This window comes from Marinomonas fungiae (genome assembly GCF_001418205.1).
Classification (GTDB): domain Bacteria; phylum Pseudomonadota; class Gammaproteobacteria; order Pseudomonadales; family Marinomonadaceae; genus Marinomonas; species Marinomonas fungiae.
The window spans coordinates 1-16,495 of the sequence record NZ_LIQF01000027.1 but is presented as its reverse complement, the minus strand read 5'-3'; the positions used below and the strand labels follow the sequence as shown (position 1 = coordinate 16,495).

Genomic DNA, 16,495 nt, shown 5'->3' with positions numbered 1-16,495 from the left:
ATGGCGCTCTTGTTCAATTAAACTTTCGAGCTCAGAAATTCGGTTTTTGGTAGAAGAGAAAAACATTGTTTAGCTTAGCTCCATGCAACAGGACAGAAAGAAACTATGCCAGCACATTATCGCAGACATTCATGTTAATGTGGCTGCCGATGTATTGCTGAGCATGAAGTCTACAGCATAGATCAACACACCCTCGATCGATACATCGGTTTTTATTTGAAAGTGTTTAAAGCCTTCGGCAGTTTTTAGCTTCGATATCCTAATCTATAGTTTAGTCATCGAGCAAGAACAAGGTCACTTGTACCTAGACACTATAGAGGAACAGGTATATGACAACAATGATGAAAGCAGTCGGCTTTAGTGAGTCAAAAACTATCGATGAAGAAAACAGCTTATATGAGTTTGAAATGGCCATGCCTGAAGTCGGTGAAACCGATCTACTCGTAAAAGTTTCGGCGGTCTCGGTTAACCCTGTGGATGCGAAAATACGTGTTCGTGCAGCAATGCAAAAAGCATTAGAAAGTCCACGTGTTCTAGGTTTTGACGCAGTGGGAGAAGTGGTATCTGTGGGCAGTAAGGTTACGAACTTCACTGAAGGTGATCGAGTGTATTACGCTGGGGATGTCACTCGTCCAGGAACGAATGCACAATATCACGCAGTTGATTCTAGAATTGTCGCGAGAGCACCAAAAGGACTTAATGACGCGGAAGCTGCTGTTGTCCCACTGACTGCGTTAACAGGATGGGAAGCTCTGTTTGACCGTTTTCGTATAGATCCCTCAGAGCGTAAGACGCTATTAATCATCGGTGGTGCTGGTGGTGTTGGTTCTATTACTACTCAAATTGCAAAACAGCTTACTAACCTAACGGTTATTGCTACAGCTTCACGTCCAGAAACAGAAGCCTGGGTAAAAAAGATGGGGGCAGACTATGTGGCTAACCATAGAAATTTAGTTGAGTCTGTCCATGAGCTAGGATTTGAGACGGTAGATTATATTTTCAACGTGGCAGACACGGTTGGTCATTGGGATGCGATGGCAGAACTCATAGCACCTCAAGGCATGATTTGTTCAATCGTTGAATTTGATAGCGGTATTGACCTTAGTAAACTTCAAGGTAAATCAGTGGGTTTTGTTTGGGAACTTATGTTCACGCGCTCAAGAAAGCAAATACCAGTGTGCCCCGAATGTCACCATTCCATACACACAGGCAAATACGATGGGATGTCCCTGAATAGCTTCGCTGATTATGCACTAGCATCGGCCTAACACGAATGTTTATCTGGAGAGCGCAGTGCGCTGAAAGGCGCACGCTGCGTTCGGAGGCAGGTTATTGAGATCCAGTAATGGAATTGGTAATCAAGCCTACCGCAATGATCGTGATAGAGGATCTCAAGGTCGGAAATATGTCAAAGTCAGCAAAAGGTGATACGGAAAACCACGGTAAGAACGTGAAAGCTAAGTCCGGTCTAAACAAATCGATCCTTGATCAAGGATGGTACGAATTTAGGCGACAGCTTGAATATAAGCAGAACTGGAAAGGCGGCTTACTTATAGCAGTGCCAGCGCACTACACAAGCCAAACCTGTCCAAGCTGTCAGCACGTTGCCAAGGAAAACCGAACCTCTCAGGCACGTTTTGAGTGCGTTCAGTGCAGTTACACCAATAACGCTGATGTTGTGGGTGCGATCAATGTTTTAGAGCGGGGACACCGCTTGTTAGCCTGTGGAGAGTCGGCGGTAGCCGCTTAATGAAGCAGGAACCTGTCACTCAAGTGATTGAGTGACCCGTAACGGGAATCCCCCTCCGAAAGCGACTTTAGGCGCGTAGGTGGGGGAGGATGTCAATAGCGGTCACTCAATCTTGACACCAAGTGATCAAAAACCAATCGAATACGTTGTGGTACTGGACCACGTTGAGGGCGATAAATATATAAATCCCAAGGCACAGGCTCGATCTCTTCTAACACTCTCACAAGTTTCTCTTGGCGTAACAAGTCTTGGACCAAAAAGTCAGGAATTTGAGCAAACCCCAATCCATTTTGTATAGCCATTAATTCTGCTTCGGTGTCGGCACTTCGAAAACGTGTTATGGATGGCGTCCACTGTCTGTCCATGGAAAAAACCCATGGCCAAAGCTTTCCCGTATTGCGATCTACTAACCCTGTAACCGGCAAGTGGTTTAGATCTTCAATAGACGCAGGCCTTCCCACTCTATTTATTAAGTCAGGCGAAGCCACGACATGCATATTAATTTTGGTGAGCTGGCGGGCAATAAATCGACTATCCCTCATGAAGCCGATACGAATCCCAATATCTATTTTTTCGTCAACTACATCCACGCGCTCGTCACTGAGTGTCAGGTCTATATCCAGTTGAGGATGTCTTGTTGAGATTTCCAGTAATACTGGCATCAAGCATTTATGACCAAAACCAACAGGCGCTGCGATACGAACCCGCCCTTGTAATTCATTACCCGAGTTAGGGGCGCTTGTTTGAAACAATTCATCTACAGCGCGCAGGCGTTCTTTTGCTATCAAAGCAAATTTTTCTCCAACTAAGGTCACTTGTATGTGTCGAGTATTTCGATGAAATAAAAGCTCCCCTTGCAATTGCTCTAACTCCTTCACTGCTCGTGTCACTGCCTGAGGAGAAATTCCTAGACGGTTAGCCGCTTCTTTAAAGCTGCGAGACTCAGCAGCAGTACAAAATATCCGGAGCATTTCCAATCTGTTAAGCATCACAGTCACATCCAGGTTTGATATCAACACATAAATATTATTCCAAAATATGGAATTGTGAAATTAAAACATTTCCATTTATTGGTTTTTGAAGGTAAGAGATACTTTGCTTGTTATTTAGACAACGTCATTCAACTTATTTGAGGATACTAACTATGAGCAGTGTTTTAGCAAATAACATCAGCGGTAAGGTCGTTGTTATCACTGGTGGTAGCAGCGGTTTAGGCGAGACCACGGCAAGACATTTAGCCAGCCTTGGCGCATCTGTTGTTTTAGGTGCCCGACGCATCGACAAGCTTGAAGCTATTGCTGCTGACATACGCACAGCGGGCGGAGAAGTTGCGGTTCAAGCGACAGATGTGACTAGCCAGGACGAAGTGAAGGCCCTTGTAAATCTTGCACAAGAGCGCTTCGGTAAAGTTGATGTGGTTATCAATAATGCAGGGTTAATGGCGATTGCACCGTTAGCTGAGACTCGAGTTGACGAATGGGATCGCATGATTGACATCAACGTTAAAGGTTTGCTGTATGGAGTAGCCGCAGCGCTTCCGATCTTTCAGGAACAGGGATCAGGCCACTTTATCAATATTTCGTCCGTAGCGGGTATCAAAGTATTCAGTCCCGGCGGCACGGTTTATAGCGGAACCAAATTCGCTGTTCGCGCTATTGCCGAAGGCTTACGCCATGAAGTTGGGGGGAAAATTCGTTCAACAATCATTTCACCAGGAGCAGTCGAATCTGAATTAAAACATGGAAGTTCAGATACTCAGGGTGCAGCCTTTGTAAAAGATTTTTATCAGCAAAATGAAATTCCATCTGAATCTGTTGCTCGTGCTATCGCATACGCAATTGAGCAGCCTGCGGATGTGGATATCAACGAGATTGTTCTGCGCCCAACTGTTCAGGAGTTTTAATTCGTTTAATAAAAGACCTATTAACCAGCGGGTGATTTAACCACCCGCCGAATATTCAGTTTGTGAGGTTATTGATGACAGCGTTAAACAGACAAATGCGTGCTTTGGTATTAGATAGCTATGAAGAGGGTACAGTATTCCGGGATGCCCTGTTTAACTTACCCTCTCCATCAGCAGGTCAGGTGCAAGTAAAAATTTTTGCAAGTGGAGTCAATCCTATTGATTACAAGATCCGCCAAGGTATCGCTCCTTATGCTATGCCGGAATTACCCGCAGTACTTGGCACCGATTTAGCCGGAGAAATTGTTGCTATCGGCGACGGCGTCACCGACTTTGCAGTAGGCGATGAAGTTTATGGTCTGACTGGCGGAGTGCGAGGATTGCAAGGATCATTGGCTGAATATGCCAACGTAGATGCTGAGTTACTTGCTCTCAAACCGAAAAATTTGTCCATGCGTGAAGCTGCGGCTTTACCTCTGGTTGCACTTACAGCTTGGGAAGGTTTGGTTGACAAGGCGAATGTTAAAGCGGGCCAGAAAGTCCTTATCCAAGGTGGAGCTGGCGGAGTTGGGCATGTAGCTGTGCAAATTGCTAAGGCCTTAGGTGCCGACGTTTATGCCACTGCATCGACTGGAAAACAACAACAGCTCAAGGCGCTTGGTGCCACGCCAATTGATTATCACACTGCAAGCCCTGCTGAGTACGTGGACGCATACACCCAAGGCAAAGGATTCGATATCATTTACGACACTGTCGGTGGCTCTGTACTCGACGCCTCGTTAGGTATCATTGCACATTATGGACATATTTTAAGCTGTGCTGCATTCGGCTCACATAACCTGGCACCGTCGTCATTACGCTCTGCAACATTGTCAGCGATTTTTGTGTTACACCCACAGCTCAGCGGAGAGGGGCGCAAACATCATGGTGACATTCTGCGGCAAATTACGGCTCTTGTTGAAGCTGGACAAATTAAGCCACTACTCGATCCGTTACGCTTTTCTCTAGACACGGCAATGGATGCACATAATGCCGTAGAGTTGGGATCCATGGGTAAAGTAGTTATTGATGTAATTGCTTAAAAAGTCATTGTTGTAATTACTTAAAAAGTCATTGTTGAGGATGCATATGAGCCCAAGAAAACTAATTCGAACTGTTCGTTTCCATGAATTAGGTGGCCCCGAGGTATTAACTATTGACTCGCTGGCGAGTCCAAGTTTGCAGGCCACTGATGTACGTATTGCGGTCAAAGTTGTTGGGCTCAATCGTGCTGATGCCATGTTTAGGCGAGGCAGCTATATAGAAAAGGCTGACTTCCCTTCACGAATCGGCTATGAAGCATCCGGGATAGTCATTGAAGTCGGGGAAGAGGTAAATCATTTACGCCTTGGGGACGAGGTTTGTATTGTCCCTCAGATGGGGCTTTCTCAGAATGGCTGCTACGCAGAAGAGATTGTCGTACCAAGTGAATATGTGGCACTTAAACCAGCAGGGCTAACCTTTGCTGAAGGCGCAGCAGCTTGGATGCAGTACCTGACAGCTTATGGCGCTTTGGTCGAAATTGCTAACGTGCAAAAAGGCGATGCAGTACTGATAACCGCCGCATCGAGCAGTGTTGGATTGGCTGCGATTCAAATTGTGAATTCTCTGGGGGGTATCCCTATCGCTACAACTCTAACAGGAGCTAAAAAGGCTGCTGTGCTCAAGGCTGGCGCGGCCCATGTGATTGCAACCCAAGAAGAACCGCTACTGGATAGCTTGAGAAGCATCTTGGGAGCAAACAATTTAAAAGTCGCATTTGATGCTGTCGGTGGGCCGCAGATAGCTGAAATTGCTGAAGCAATGAGCCCTGAGGGAACAATAATAGTACACGGAGCATTAAGTCCCGAAATGACTCCTTTTCCCTTAAAAATAGCACTTCGTAAAAGTCTGACAGTTAGGGGGTATGTGTTTACTGAAGTTATAAAAGACATCGAGCGTTTTCGCAGAGCTAAGCAATTTATCCACTCGGGTTTATCCGAAGGAACACTCAAGCCTGTCATTGATCGAAGCTTTAAATTTGAAGAGATAGTAGCAGCGCATCACTATCTGGAGTCCAATCAGCAGATTGGTAAAATAGTGGTCGAACTTGATTAACAGTTCGTAGCTTCCGCTAGTCTCTGGCCGGCGCATAATTCACCGCCAGAACAATAAGAAAAAGGGGTAGTGTATGGTAATTAGCGATCTTCTCTGGCGGCGACCGCGCCATTACATGGATGTCGATGAAACCCACGACCACGTGCACTGGGTGGAACTTTTCTTCGATCTGGTCCATGTAGTGACAATTTTCATTCTGGGGAATTACCTGTCCCATCATCTGGGGTGGCAAGGATTCTGGGTGTTTACGGGACTGTTCCTGGCGATTTTCTATGCCTGGGCAGACAGTTCGGTCTATAACTCACTGTATATCTCCACGGACATGCCGCATCGCGTGGCGATGGCACTTAAGATTGTCACGATGATGACCATCGCGGCGGCGATTCCCGACGTGGGCGGTGAAGGCTGGACGTATTTCGCGCTGAGCTATGCGTTGAATCGGGCGCTGACGGCCTATCTTTACTGGCGGGCGCGCTGTACCGACAACGCGGCCAATAGGCTTGCGCAGGAACAGGGGCGGAATTTTTTCGTGTTGGCCGGGTTGTTCGCGCTGTCGGCTTTTTTGCCTACACCGGTCGCCTACTGGGTCTTTGCCGCCGGCGTGGCAGCAATCCAGCTGCAGTACATGCTGCCGCGCGTGGGCACGCTCCGCTTCGAACGCTTTGTGCCTCAACTCGGACACATCTCGGAGCGCTTCGGCCTTCTGATGTTGATCTTGCTGGGTGAAGGCTTCTTTAAACTGGTGGTCACGCTGGCCGAGAAGGGCGTCTACAGCGTCAGCGCGGGTACGCTGTTCAATGTGACCATGGGCGGCTTGTCCCTCTTCGCGCTGGCCTGGACTTATTTCGACTGCGCGGGCAATGAAAAACCGAAGAGCCGCACCAGTGCCGTGCTGCTGAGATACTGGTTTGCTCACATCGTGATTTTGTGGAGTGCGGTGACGATTGGCGTTGCGCTGGCCGGAGAAGTCTACGTCGGCCTGTGGGAGCCTTATCCGCCCGGCTACGCCGCGCTTGGCTCGGTCGGCCTTGCGGTGTTTTTAGCTTCGCTATGGGCGCTACGTCTAACCGTGGCTGATGCCACCGACAAATACCATAGCGCCGGTCTGAGGCTGTTCGGCATTGTCATAGCGCTGGTTGTGCTAGCCGTTCATCCCCTCGTACCGTCGATTGTCAGCAACGGGCTTTGGGGCCTGGCGCTGTTCTCGCAAATTGGTGTGCCGATTTTTCTAGCGGTAAGAGATGCGCGCCGGTCTGATAAAATGCTGTGATGGAACATGGCTACGCCCATGCAATTTGACAGATAGCCGTCAGGGATTGTCCGTCGGCGCTGTCCACGCCGGAGCTTCGTCCTCAGTTCGCCGAGCGTTCTCCCGCATGGCGTGCCCCAGATGCTCTTCCAGTTTCATGAACAACTCCCCGTAGCGCGGGCTGAAGTGGATGCCTTCTTCAATATTGCGCCAGGGTTCGAACTGTTGGTCTTCGTTGGCTTTTTCGCTGGCAACGAGGGGCTGGGTCATCCGGCGAGCGCGTTCTGGGTGGACGCCCATGACGGTGAGGGCATCACCGCCGAGTGCCAGAGCGGAGTAGTAGGTTTCGCTCACCACGTCGTCGGCGCTGGCTGCGCGCAGTTCGTAGCCGTGGCCGCGGTCGAAGTCGCGGGCCAGTACCCAGACCTCCGAGTAAAGCTGTTTTGTAAATACCCCAATTATGAACGCAGAGTAATACGCCCTCAAAATTATAATATCGGGTCTATCGTCATCTAAATAAGGGTTAAAAAACACTTCATAAGTATCATCAAGGTTGTCCTTGAGATGGTTTATCAGGCTTCACTCCCCAGGGGGTGAATGGAGGCGAAGCCGCAATCAAAAGGCCGTCCGGCGGCCATCGGCCGCGTAATACAGAGACTGGTTATGTTTTGACATGATTATAAGCGTAATACTTGAACAATAATGCCTGAAACAATGCTGCCAACTCGAACACAATGGCGGCTTCGATTTGTGCTAAAGCGTAAACATGGTGATAGCAATGACGTACCACACGAGCCTACCTCCCCCATATCGACAGATAAGCCAGTGGGCTGGAAACCTACAAGATCCCACCCTGCAATCGAAAAAATGGAGATAGACGCTATAAAAAAGCAAAAAGAACATCCCCAAACCAGCCAGCCAATCGCCTGAATTGGGAATGCCCACCTCAACGACTACGTAAATCGGAACAATCAGTGAAGCTACAAGAACAGCTTTTAGAACGCCCCTGTCCCAGCTGCCCAGGTTCATAGGTCCCTCAAGAAACATAACATTTGAATACTAAGCATGCGCGGTCCCTGTGTTCGTGAGGTACAAAACACGCATGCTCGTTTGTATTCGCATGCTTGCTTACTATTTATTCGATAAAGGAGACCATAAACAGCCCTCAACCATTAAGCAAGTTGATATTATGCATTCGGTGATGGTATGACCTCTCGGTGCGCAGAGAGTTACCACGCAAGCGCATTTCTGAGCGCAGCATTTCCATAAAAGGGCTTTGAGGCAAGAGCCAACATCTGCTGTTATTAGCGACTTAAACGACTGTAGATCAAAATCATAATAATTGTATGCTCAATTTGTTGCGTAATCGCGCATATTATCTGTTTGCTAATTAAGTGGCCTAAATTCGAACCATTAAACATAAAACGAGCGACAATAAAGTCGCTACCATAAGAATATTTAACAACAGGAGACATTCCATGGTCAAAGTAGCCTTGTTCGTTCGCCTTGAAGCGAAACCCGGAAAAGAGAAAGAGGTTGAGAGCTTCCTTATGAGTGGCCTTCCCATCGTCAATGAGGAGCTTGCCACCACTGCGTGGTTTGGCATTCGCCTTGGACCAAGCACTTTCGGAATCTTTGATGCTTTCCCGGATGAAGCGGGGCGGCAGGCCCATCTCTCCGGCAAGGTCGCAGCCGCATTGATGGCAAAGGCAGGTGAGTTGTTATCTGAGCCCCCGTCCATCGAAAACGTTGATGTACTTGCGGCAAAGCTACCTGGCTAGCAAGCCTAACAATTCGTTCAAGCCGACGCCTCTTTGCGGCGCGGCTTAACTCAGGCGTTAGGCGAAAAATAGGATCATGAACTCAATCAATAGCGGACAGGTTTTCAGTCACGAATTAGATGGATGATCAGTCTCTTGGGAGAGCGATAGCAATTATCGTCATTGGTGACACCAAATAAAAAATCCAGAATGGAATTCTTTGTTGGTCGTGATGTTTAATTTTGGAAGCTTGGGTCGCGATGGGTCAAATCTAAGTAAAAACACAACTTTGAGAATTCTGAGGGAGGTTTGTGGTGCAGCAAGCCTAAATCCTTATGTCATCAATCTTTTTGACTATCACGGCCTTTGCATGGCCGCGTGTCAGCGGAAATGAGATTAACTGCACCTTTGGTCGCAACTGCAGAGGAGAAGCGTTCCGCGCTTGCAGTTTCTGGGCTCATTTATCGTTAAATGTGGTTGCTAAAGGCCGCACATGGTCTGCGCATTCAATGCTGGTGGTTTTGATGCTGTAACGATATTGGATCAGCAGCAAAGTGCTGATGCTTGTGCCGGAACAGAATTATCGCTGCGCTGAAAAAGGAAGAATACGTTCGTATTCGCATTATCTGGATTTATTTCCCCTTTTGGGTATACGTCAAATTATCACATAACTTGCCTTCATCAAGACATCCCCCGACCTTCCGCGCCTTCACAACTTCAGGCTTGTGTAGGGCGGGTGGTTCCCCCTGTCTGGATTGATGCCACGCAGGACATCAATGACATTCAAGAATAAATTAACGATATGCTAGCCAGCAGCCCATAAGAGGATGCCGAAGAATACGCCATTCATGACTATGAAGGCTTTGCAGGTTATTCAATATCTAAATACGCGGGCATTCAACGTGCGCATGCAGTCGCATGTTTTCTTGAGGAGCATGGCGAGATTGCAGGCGATTTATTATCACGCTTTGGCGATAGCATCGAAGATGCACAAAAAGCCATCCAAGAAAATTATTGTGGTTGTTACGCCTCACTGGCAGATTATGCCGAAGAGCTGACTGAGGGAGCCACACAGACCCCTGAGCATTTAGCCTTTTATATCGACTATGAAAAAATGGGGCGTGATATGGAGCTTGGCGTTGATGTATTCACCATCGAAACAGGTTATCAGGAAGTGCATATTTTCTGGAATCATTAAGCTACAGCTTGAGCCCTTGCCGTTAGGCGAGGGCCTAAATTCCGGCGCGCTTTTGTGGTTCAGCGGCCTTGCGGCCTAAATCACTCATGCTTCGCTTGTCTTGTCTCCTCTGTCGTCAAGCTGAGCCCCAAAAGTTTAAATAATGCTGGCTATCGGTATTGTTAATACCGATAGCGCCTTCTTTTAAACCCTGCGGTTTAAGAATGTGGTTGTTTACGGCGGTTAGCGCCGTAAAACGCAAAGTAGTTAAACCTGACCCTAATGCTAGGTTTATCTATTAAAACATATCAAACGCTTTATTTTGATGTGTTAAAATATATCAATTTTTAGTCTTTTGGTGGTGTATGATGTAGTTTTATAGATATTAGCATCTCATTGATATAGAAAGGTGTATCAAATATGAGTTATATAACCGATCAAATATTGAAAAGCTTGCGAGAGGCGCGTGCGCGTAAGGGCTTTAGCCAAAGGGAGCTAAGCGCCCGTTCTGGCGTGCCGCAAAGTCATATCTCTAAAATTGAGTCAGGCGACGTTGACCTGCGGGTATCCAGTTTGATCGCTTTGGCGCGTGTGCTTGATTTAGAGCTATTTGTTGCGCCTAAAAAGTCAGTGCCAGCCATCAAGTCTATTATTCGTAGCGCCCAAGGGCATGATGATGACGGAGAGCAGGTCGTTCCAGCCTACAGCTTAGATGCCGATTACATGGAGGATAGCGCCGATGAATAACGTTTCTACACTCAATGTGCTGCTCTATGGCGAACCTATTGCGACCATCACCAATGTCGGCAATGACAGAACGCTTTTTGCTTTCACAGATGCTTATGCCAACGATGAAGCGCGGCCTGTCTTGGGGCTGGGTTTTAAGGACGTGCTTGGTGGCTTGATTACGAATTTCAAACCTACCCAAACTAAGTTAACCCCGTTTTTCTCCAACCTTTTACCAGAAGAAACCATGCTTAATTACCTAGCTGAGCGTGCTGGTGTGAACCCAGCACGGGAATTTTTTCTATTGTGGGTACTGGGGCAGGATTTAGCTGGCGCGATCACGGTTGAGCCTGCGGATGGTGAAGCCTTACCACCTAATGTGCATCAAGACATAGAAGATGAAACGAAGACAGATGGGCCAATGCGTTTTTCATTAGCGGGAGTGCAATTGAAGTTTTCAGCTGTGCAGCAGGCAAATGGCGGTTTGACGATCCCAGCAACCGGTCAAGGTGGCTCTTGGATTGTAAAATTACCGTCGTCTCGATTTGAGGCTGTGCCAGAAAATGAATATTCAATGATGGAACTGGCTCGAATGCTGGGAATGGACGTGCCAGAAACGCAGCTACTCCCTATTAATCGGATTGCTAATATCCCAAATGGCATTGGCAAATTTGGTGACAGTGCGTTTGTGATTAAGCGTTTTGACCGTGCAGATGGTCAAGCTGTGCACATTGAGGACTTTGCGCAAGTGTTTGGCGTTTATCCTCAAGATAAATACAAAAAAGCTAGTATGCGGAATATTGCTCAGGTTATCGGTATTGAAGGCCAAGACGAAGACATTGCAGAATTTACTCGCCGATTGGTGTTCAATACTCTAATTGGTAATGCGGATATGCATTTGAAGAATTGGTCTGTGATCTACAAAGATAAGCGCACCGCATCGATTGCGCCTGCTTATGACTTTGTTTCAACCATTCCTTATATCCCCGATGATAGTGCTTCGTTGAAGGTGAGCCGTAGCAAGAAATTCAGTGATTTCACGCTAGATGAGTTATCACACCTAGCAGCTAAAGCCATGCTACCAGAAAAATTGGTGTTAGATACCGCCAAACAAACCGTAGCAGGCTTTCATGAGGTATGGGCGAAAGAAAAAGCGCATTTACCGCTTACCAAATCGATGATTGAAGCAATCGAAACACACTTACGAAGCATACCGCTACGCTGAATTTCTAGAAGCTAGAGTGTGGATATCGATGTTTGTCGTAATGATGGTTTAACTTCACGCTAATTTACGGCGCTTTGCGCCGAAAATTGGACGTTTGGTAAACTGAATAATGATACCAGTGTTTTTATAAGGCTGATCTTCTGAACAAATCATGCATCTTTATGACCATCAATAAGTGATGAATCAGACGATGATAGCTTTACATTGATTTTCAGTAGAAAGCAGATGACAGCAGTAGCGCACCAAGTAACCCCTTTTCTAACGTCTTACGAAGTGATGGTTCGTTACCAAATTAGCTATACGACGCTCTGGCGAAGAATTAAAGATGGCAGCTTGCCGCAACCTCGTATCAACCGAAATACGCGAAATAAGCTGTGGCACATTGAAGACTTGGTAGAGTATGAAAAGAAAGAGGACTAAGCCTCTTTCTTTTATTGTCCGAAACGCCAGTTGAATGGAAAGCCTGTCGGCTCGATGATGGTTTCTAGTTGTTGATACCAAACGTCGTAAGCATGACGCATTTCATCCAGGTACTGATATTGGTTGTAGATAGCATCCAACCCTTTTTTGCTGTGGCCAATCATCAACTCGGCAACTTCTTGCATCGTGATGGTCGACATACGCGTTCGCATCGTTCTGCGAAGTTCATGCATAGACCAGTGTTCCATCTCAATACTAAGCGACCTGCGAGCCCAGATTTTCACATTGTTAGGACCACTAATGATTTGAAATTTAAATAAAGAAGATTAAAACTTGCAGTTGTGGTTATTTAAGCGTATCGTATATCCACGGCTTGAGAGAAAGCCAAGTTTATATGTTCATATCTCGTTGCATTATTTCATAATCCCTCGTGCTATCCTCGGTTAAATTTTCGTTTTCTTCCCGCTTTATCTCCTGAATTTCAGGTCAATATTTTTATATCTAGGATATCTATTATGTCTAATACAACAACTGGTTTAGTTAAATGGTTCAATGAATCGAAAGGTTTTGGTTTTATTGAGCAAAAGTCAGGTCCTGACGTTTTTGCACACTTTAGTGCGATTGTCAGCGATGGATTTAAAACCTTAGCCGAAGGGCAAAGCGTTCAGTTTACTGTGACGCAAGGGGCAAAAGGCCCGCAAGCTGAAAATATAGTTTGCATCTAATTGAATTTTACTAATTCAAATACGTACTAAGTTCGTATTGCTACTCGCTTATCCTCTGGTTAAGCGAGTTATTTCCCGCATTAATTTTTTGAGTGCAACTCCCGCTCAAACTACCCATACCCACTGCCTGATTCGCACTTCGTTTGAAACTATTACCAATCAACAATTTAATATATTAATTAAATAGCGATGGGCATTTATAAGAGAAAATTATTATTTTAAATCCCACAATAAACGTATCTGCCACTCATCATTATGAAAACCCCATTCCTGCTCGAGAGTATATTATTAGTCTTTTGGCTAATGTAAAAAAACACCTTAATCGAGAACAAATCGCTCAAGCTTTAAAGCTAAAAAATGCGAATGATAAAGAAGCGCTTAGACGGCGGTTGCGTGCCATGGAACGAGATGGCCAACTCTTGTTTAAAGCCGCTAGTGGTTATCAAGTTATCGACCAAAGTAACTTAGTTACAGGTGTTATCAGTATTCACGCAGATGGTTTTGGCTTTGTTAAATACAATTCAGATGAGAAAGACCTTTTCTTACCTAAGAATCAATTAAAGCACGTATTTGATGGCGATACAGTGAAAGTATTGCCATCTCCAGCCTCGTTAAAAAGATCTAGTCACAAACTGATAAATGTTGTCACACGTAATACGACGCACGTGGCGGGTATTCTGAAAAAGAGCGGTAATCAGATAATTCTGTTAGCAGACAATGCCAAAATATGTCATCCACTATCGGTTGACAGAAGTCGCTTGGCTGGAGCTAAGATTGGACAATATGTTAATTGTGAAATCCTCCATTATCCCAATCGTCGACAACTAGCACTTGTTGGTGTAACAGAAGTCCTTGGTGAGCCTAATAGCTCAGGTCTTGAAACAAAACTGGCGTTGCTTCGTCATGGAGCCTGCCATACTTGGAGTGCTGACGTTGTTGCTCAAGCGGCATCACTTGGCCAGCAAGTTAGTGAAGATGATAAAAAGGAGCGAATCGACTATCGTCATTTACCTTTTATGACGATCGATGGCGAAGATGCCAAAGATTTTGATGATGCGGTTTATTGTGAACGTACTCAGCTTGGAGACTGGCGTCTATTAGTTGCAATTGCCGATGTGTCACATTATGTAAAGCCAGACGATATACTTGATGTTGAGGCGCAAACTCGGGCAACGTCTATCTATTGTCCTGGTTTGGTGGTTCCTATGTTACCTGAATCTCTGTCAAATGGGCTATGCTCACTGAATCCAAATCAAGACAGGTTAGTATTAGTGTGTGATATGACAATAAATTCAAAGGGAAAAATGACGCAAGCTGTGTTTACTGAAGGTGTCATTCATTCTCATGCTCGTCTCACCTATGAACAAGCTAATAGGGTGATCACAGGGAGAGAATCGCAAATAAAAAATGCGAAAAATATTATTCCACACATTAAGAATTTACACTCACTCTATAACCTACTAAATAAGGTCCGTAAAAGCCGTGACGCGATTGAGTTTGAAACAATCGAGCGTAAACTAAATTTAAACAAAAAAGGTAAAATTGAATCTATTACCGCCATTGATAGAAATGATGCACACCGCATGATTGAAGAATTTATGTTGTCTGCAAATGTAGCAACAGCCAATTTTTTGGAAAAGCATAAAGTGAACAGTTTGTTTAGAGTTCATGCAGGACCGCAATCGAAAAAGCTATCTTCACTCAAATCACTTTTATCTGAAAAAGGGTTAATGTTAGGTGGTGACGATAACCCTACGACTAAAGACTATAATGCACTGTTAAGTCAAATTGAGCATCGTTCTGATGGCGATGTGATTCGGTTACTATTGCTCCGCTCACAGAGCCAAGCAGAGTATTCAGTCGAGAATAAGGGGCACTTTGGCTTGGCCTATGATGCCTATGCTCATTTCACTTCTCCTATTCGTCGATACCCTGACTTGATAACGCATAGAGCGATTCGAGCAAAGATTCAAAGTAAAGAAAATAGCACGCTGAATAGAATACTCGGCTTTTTAAGCCTCGAAAAATTTAAGCCGACTCCAATCGATAAGCAAGTTTATCCATATTCCTTTAGCGAATTGGAACAGCTCAGCCTTCATTGCTCATTACAATCGCGGCAAGCCGATGAAATTAGTCGGGAAGTTGAGGCTTCGCTTAAATGCCAGTATATGAAAAAATATATTGGACAGACATTTGAGGCCAGCGTATCCGGGGTAGCCAGCTTTGGTGTTTTTGTAGAGTTAAAAGACAGCGGTGTTGAGGGGATGATCTCGTCTGAAACTCTAGGGGAATTTGAGTTTGATGCCGATAGACAGCTGCTAGCAAGCAAAAATACGAAGTTTACGCTCGGTAAAAAGATCCGTGTAGTTTTAGAAAAAATAAACACTAAAGACAGGAAAATGAGTTTTACGCTGGCTCAATATTAAGCCTATGGCACCTCTGAAATATACCATGAATTAAGCGATACTAGCTAAAACCAAACTAACGGACTAAATCATCTCTCAGTTCAGTTTTTCAGACGCCGAAGGTTAACCGAAAAACGTAAGCAAATATGACGCGAGAAATTATTATCTCAGATGGATGATTTGTTACCTTGGCGAGAGCTGGAACGGCCCATTGCCCGCTATTATTCCAAATCGCTGCGAGGCTGAAAGCTTTATCCGCTGTCCAATATGTTGCGCATCCACTGCATGCAGCCTTTCTACAATCTCAGCGATACCGCCATGGAAGATAGTCTGTGTGATGATAGAGTCCATGTCTCGTTTTGCTGGCATCACCATCTATACGGTGCCGGACGAAACTACAATCTTAAATTTCCGCCATATACTGAAAAACACAACCTCGGTGAAAAGCTATTTAATCGAATTAATCGCTACCTGGAAAAGCAAGGCTTAGCTTTTGGAAGAAGGCACCATCATGGATGCTCCTATCATTGAAGCCCCAAGCTTGACCAAGAACAAAAACGGACGTGATCCTGAAATGCACCAGACGAAGAAAGGCAATAAGTGACACTTCGGCATGAAAATGCACATCGGTGTAGATGACGTTTTTGGTCTCATCCATAGTGTTAAGAGCACCAAGGCCAATGTGCATGATATCTCTGTCAGCCAGAGCCTGATATCGACAGTCAGTTGCCTTGGAACATCAAGACTTAGGTGATGATCACCGGACGGACATCTAATAGCCATCAGTTAATGTCTGTATTGGACGCTTTTTAACCAAAGCGAATATCGATATTTGTCGTAATGATGGTTTAACTTCACGCTAATTTACGGCGCTTTGCGCCGTAAACTGGAAATTTGGTAAACTGCACAATGATACTAGTGTTGTGATAAGGCTGATCTTCTGAACAAATCATGCATCTTTCTGACCATCAACAAGTGATGAATCAGGCGATGATAGCTTTACATTGATTTTCAGGAGA

General features: G+C 45.5%; 17 protein-coding genes and 1 pseudogene. 15 read left to right on the top strand and 3 right to left on the bottom strand.

Translation table 11 applies throughout. The features are described from left to right. The first annotated feature begins 329 nt into the window (after positions 1-329). Positions 330-1,268 (top strand): zinc-binding alcohol dehydrogenase family protein, encoded by a 939-nt coding sequence (locus ASC49_RS19270; RefSeq protein WP_055464842.1) that lies wholly within the window; start codon positions 330-332, stop codon positions 1,266-1,268. Positions 1,269-1,345: 77 nt separating this feature from the next. Next, complete coding sequence (locus tag ASC49_RS19265) at positions 1,346-1,750, top strand: RNA-guided endonuclease InsQ/TnpB family protein (RefSeq protein ID WP_055464841.1); 405 nt, start codon at positions 1,346-1,348, stop codon at positions 1,748-1,750. Between the two features lie 92 nt (positions 1,751-1,842). On the opposite strand, the gene ASC49_RS19260 is transcribed toward ASC49_RS19265, so the two are convergent. Then, positions 1,843-2,739, bottom strand: coding sequence for a LysR family transcriptional regulator (locus ASC49_RS19260; protein ID WP_055464843.1), 897 nt, complete (start codon positions 2,737-2,739; stop codon positions 1,843-1,845). A 155-nt stretch (positions 2,740-2,894) separates the two neighbouring features. On the opposite strand from ASC49_RS19260, the gene ASC49_RS19255 reads away from it, so the two are divergent. From ASC49_RS19255 to ASC49_RS19240, 4 genes are all read left to right on the top strand, one after another. Further along, positions 2,895-3,653, top strand: coding sequence for an SDR family oxidoreductase (locus tag ASC49_RS19255; protein ID WP_055464840.1), 759 nt, complete (start codon positions 2,895-2,897; stop codon positions 3,651-3,653). A 62-nt stretch (positions 3,654-3,715) separates the two neighbouring features. Further along, positions 3,716-4,735: a zinc-dependent alcohol dehydrogenase family protein gene (locus ASC49_RS19250; protein ID WP_211262100.1), complete on the top strand. Its 1,020-nt coding sequence runs from the start codon at positions 3,716-3,718 to the stop codon at positions 4,733-4,735. A 46-nt stretch (positions 4,736-4,781) separates the two neighbouring features. Then, entirely contained in the window at positions 4,782-5,789 is a 1,008-nt protein-coding gene (locus ASC49_RS19245; RefSeq protein WP_055464838.1) for a zinc-dependent alcohol dehydrogenase family protein, read from the top strand. A gap of 73 nt (positions 5,790-5,862) precedes the next feature. Next, positions 5,863-7,059, top strand: a complete 1,197-nt coding sequence (locus ASC49_RS19240; RefSeq protein WP_055464837.1) for a low temperature requirement protein A — start codon at positions 5,863-5,865, stop codon at positions 7,057-7,059. Between the two features lie 39 nt (positions 7,060-7,098). Here the strand turns inward: ASC49_RS19240 and ASC49_RS19235 are convergent, their stop codons facing one another. Beyond that, entirely contained in the window at positions 7,099-7,572 is a 474-nt protein-coding gene (locus tag ASC49_RS19235; RefSeq protein ID WP_055464836.1) for a hypothetical protein, read from the bottom strand. 944 nt (positions 7,573-8,516) lie between these two features. On the opposite strand from ASC49_RS19235, the gene ASC49_RS19225 reads away from it, so the two are divergent. From ASC49_RS19225 to ASC49_RS19205, 5 genes and pseudogenes are all read left to right on the top strand, one after another. Beyond that, positions 8,517-8,819: a putative quinol monooxygenase gene (locus ASC49_RS19225; protein ID WP_055464834.1), complete on the top strand. Its 303-nt coding sequence runs from the start codon at positions 8,517-8,519 to the stop codon at positions 8,817-8,819. A gap of 817 nt (positions 8,820-9,636) precedes the next feature. After that, a pseudogene (locus ASC49_RS20355) lies at positions 9,637-9,996 on the top strand (antirestriction protein ArdA); the annotation flags it as partial. 399 nt (positions 9,997-10,395) lie between these two features. Continuing rightward, on the top strand, positions 10,396-10,722 hold the full coding sequence (locus tag ASC49_RS19215; protein ID WP_055464832.1) for a helix-turn-helix domain-containing protein: 327 nt from the start codon (positions 10,396-10,398) through the stop codon (positions 10,720-10,722). Then, positions 10,715-11,926, top strand: coding sequence for a type II toxin-antitoxin system HipA family toxin (locus ASC49_RS19210; RefSeq protein ID WP_055464831.1), 1,212 nt, complete (start codon positions 10,715-10,717; stop codon positions 11,924-11,926). The genes ASC49_RS19215 and ASC49_RS19210 overlap by 8 nt, the downstream gene beginning before the upstream one ends. Before the next feature lie 225 nt (positions 11,927-12,151). Continuing rightward, the gene (locus tag ASC49_RS19205; protein ID WP_055464830.1) at positions 12,152-12,346 is read left to right on the top strand and encodes a helix-turn-helix transcriptional regulator; all 195 of its coding nucleotides are present in this window, start codon (positions 12,152-12,154) and stop codon (positions 12,344-12,346) included. Positions 12,347-12,357: 11 nt separating this feature from the next. On the opposite strand, the gene ASC49_RS19200 is transcribed toward ASC49_RS19205, so the two are convergent. After that, positions 12,358-12,579, bottom strand: coding sequence for a site-specific integrase (locus ASC49_RS19200; RefSeq protein WP_055464829.1), 222 nt, complete (start codon positions 12,577-12,579; stop codon positions 12,358-12,360). 282 nt (positions 12,580-12,861) lie between these two features. Here ASC49_RS19200 and ASC49_RS19195 point away from each other — a divergent pair, with 282 nt between their 5' ends. From ASC49_RS19195 to ASC49_RS20345, 4 genes are all read left to right on the top strand, one after another. Next, on the top strand, positions 12,862-13,071 hold the full coding sequence (locus tag ASC49_RS19195) for a cold-shock protein (RefSeq protein WP_055464828.1): 210 nt from the start codon (positions 12,862-12,864) through the stop codon (positions 13,069-13,071). A 209-nt stretch (positions 13,072-13,280) separates the two neighbouring features. Then, positions 13,281-15,497 (top strand): ribonuclease R, encoded by a 2,217-nt coding sequence (rnr, locus tag ASC49_RS19190; protein WP_342667558.1) that lies wholly within the window; start codon positions 13,281-13,283, stop codon positions 15,495-15,497. 237 nt (positions 15,498-15,734) lie between these two features. Continuing rightward, positions 15,735-16,007 carry a hypothetical protein gene (locus ASC49_RS20350; RefSeq protein WP_427910051.1) on the top strand — a complete coding sequence of 91 codons (273 nt, stop codon included), beginning with the start codon at positions 15,735-15,737 and terminating at the stop codon, positions 16,005-16,007. Between the two features lie 88 nt (positions 16,008-16,095). Continuing rightward, on the top strand, positions 16,096-16,230 hold the full coding sequence (locus ASC49_RS20345; protein WP_350007017.1) for a hypothetical protein: 135 nt from the start codon (positions 16,096-16,098) through the stop codon (positions 16,228-16,230). The last annotated feature ends 265 nt before the right edge of the window (positions 16,231-16,495 follow it).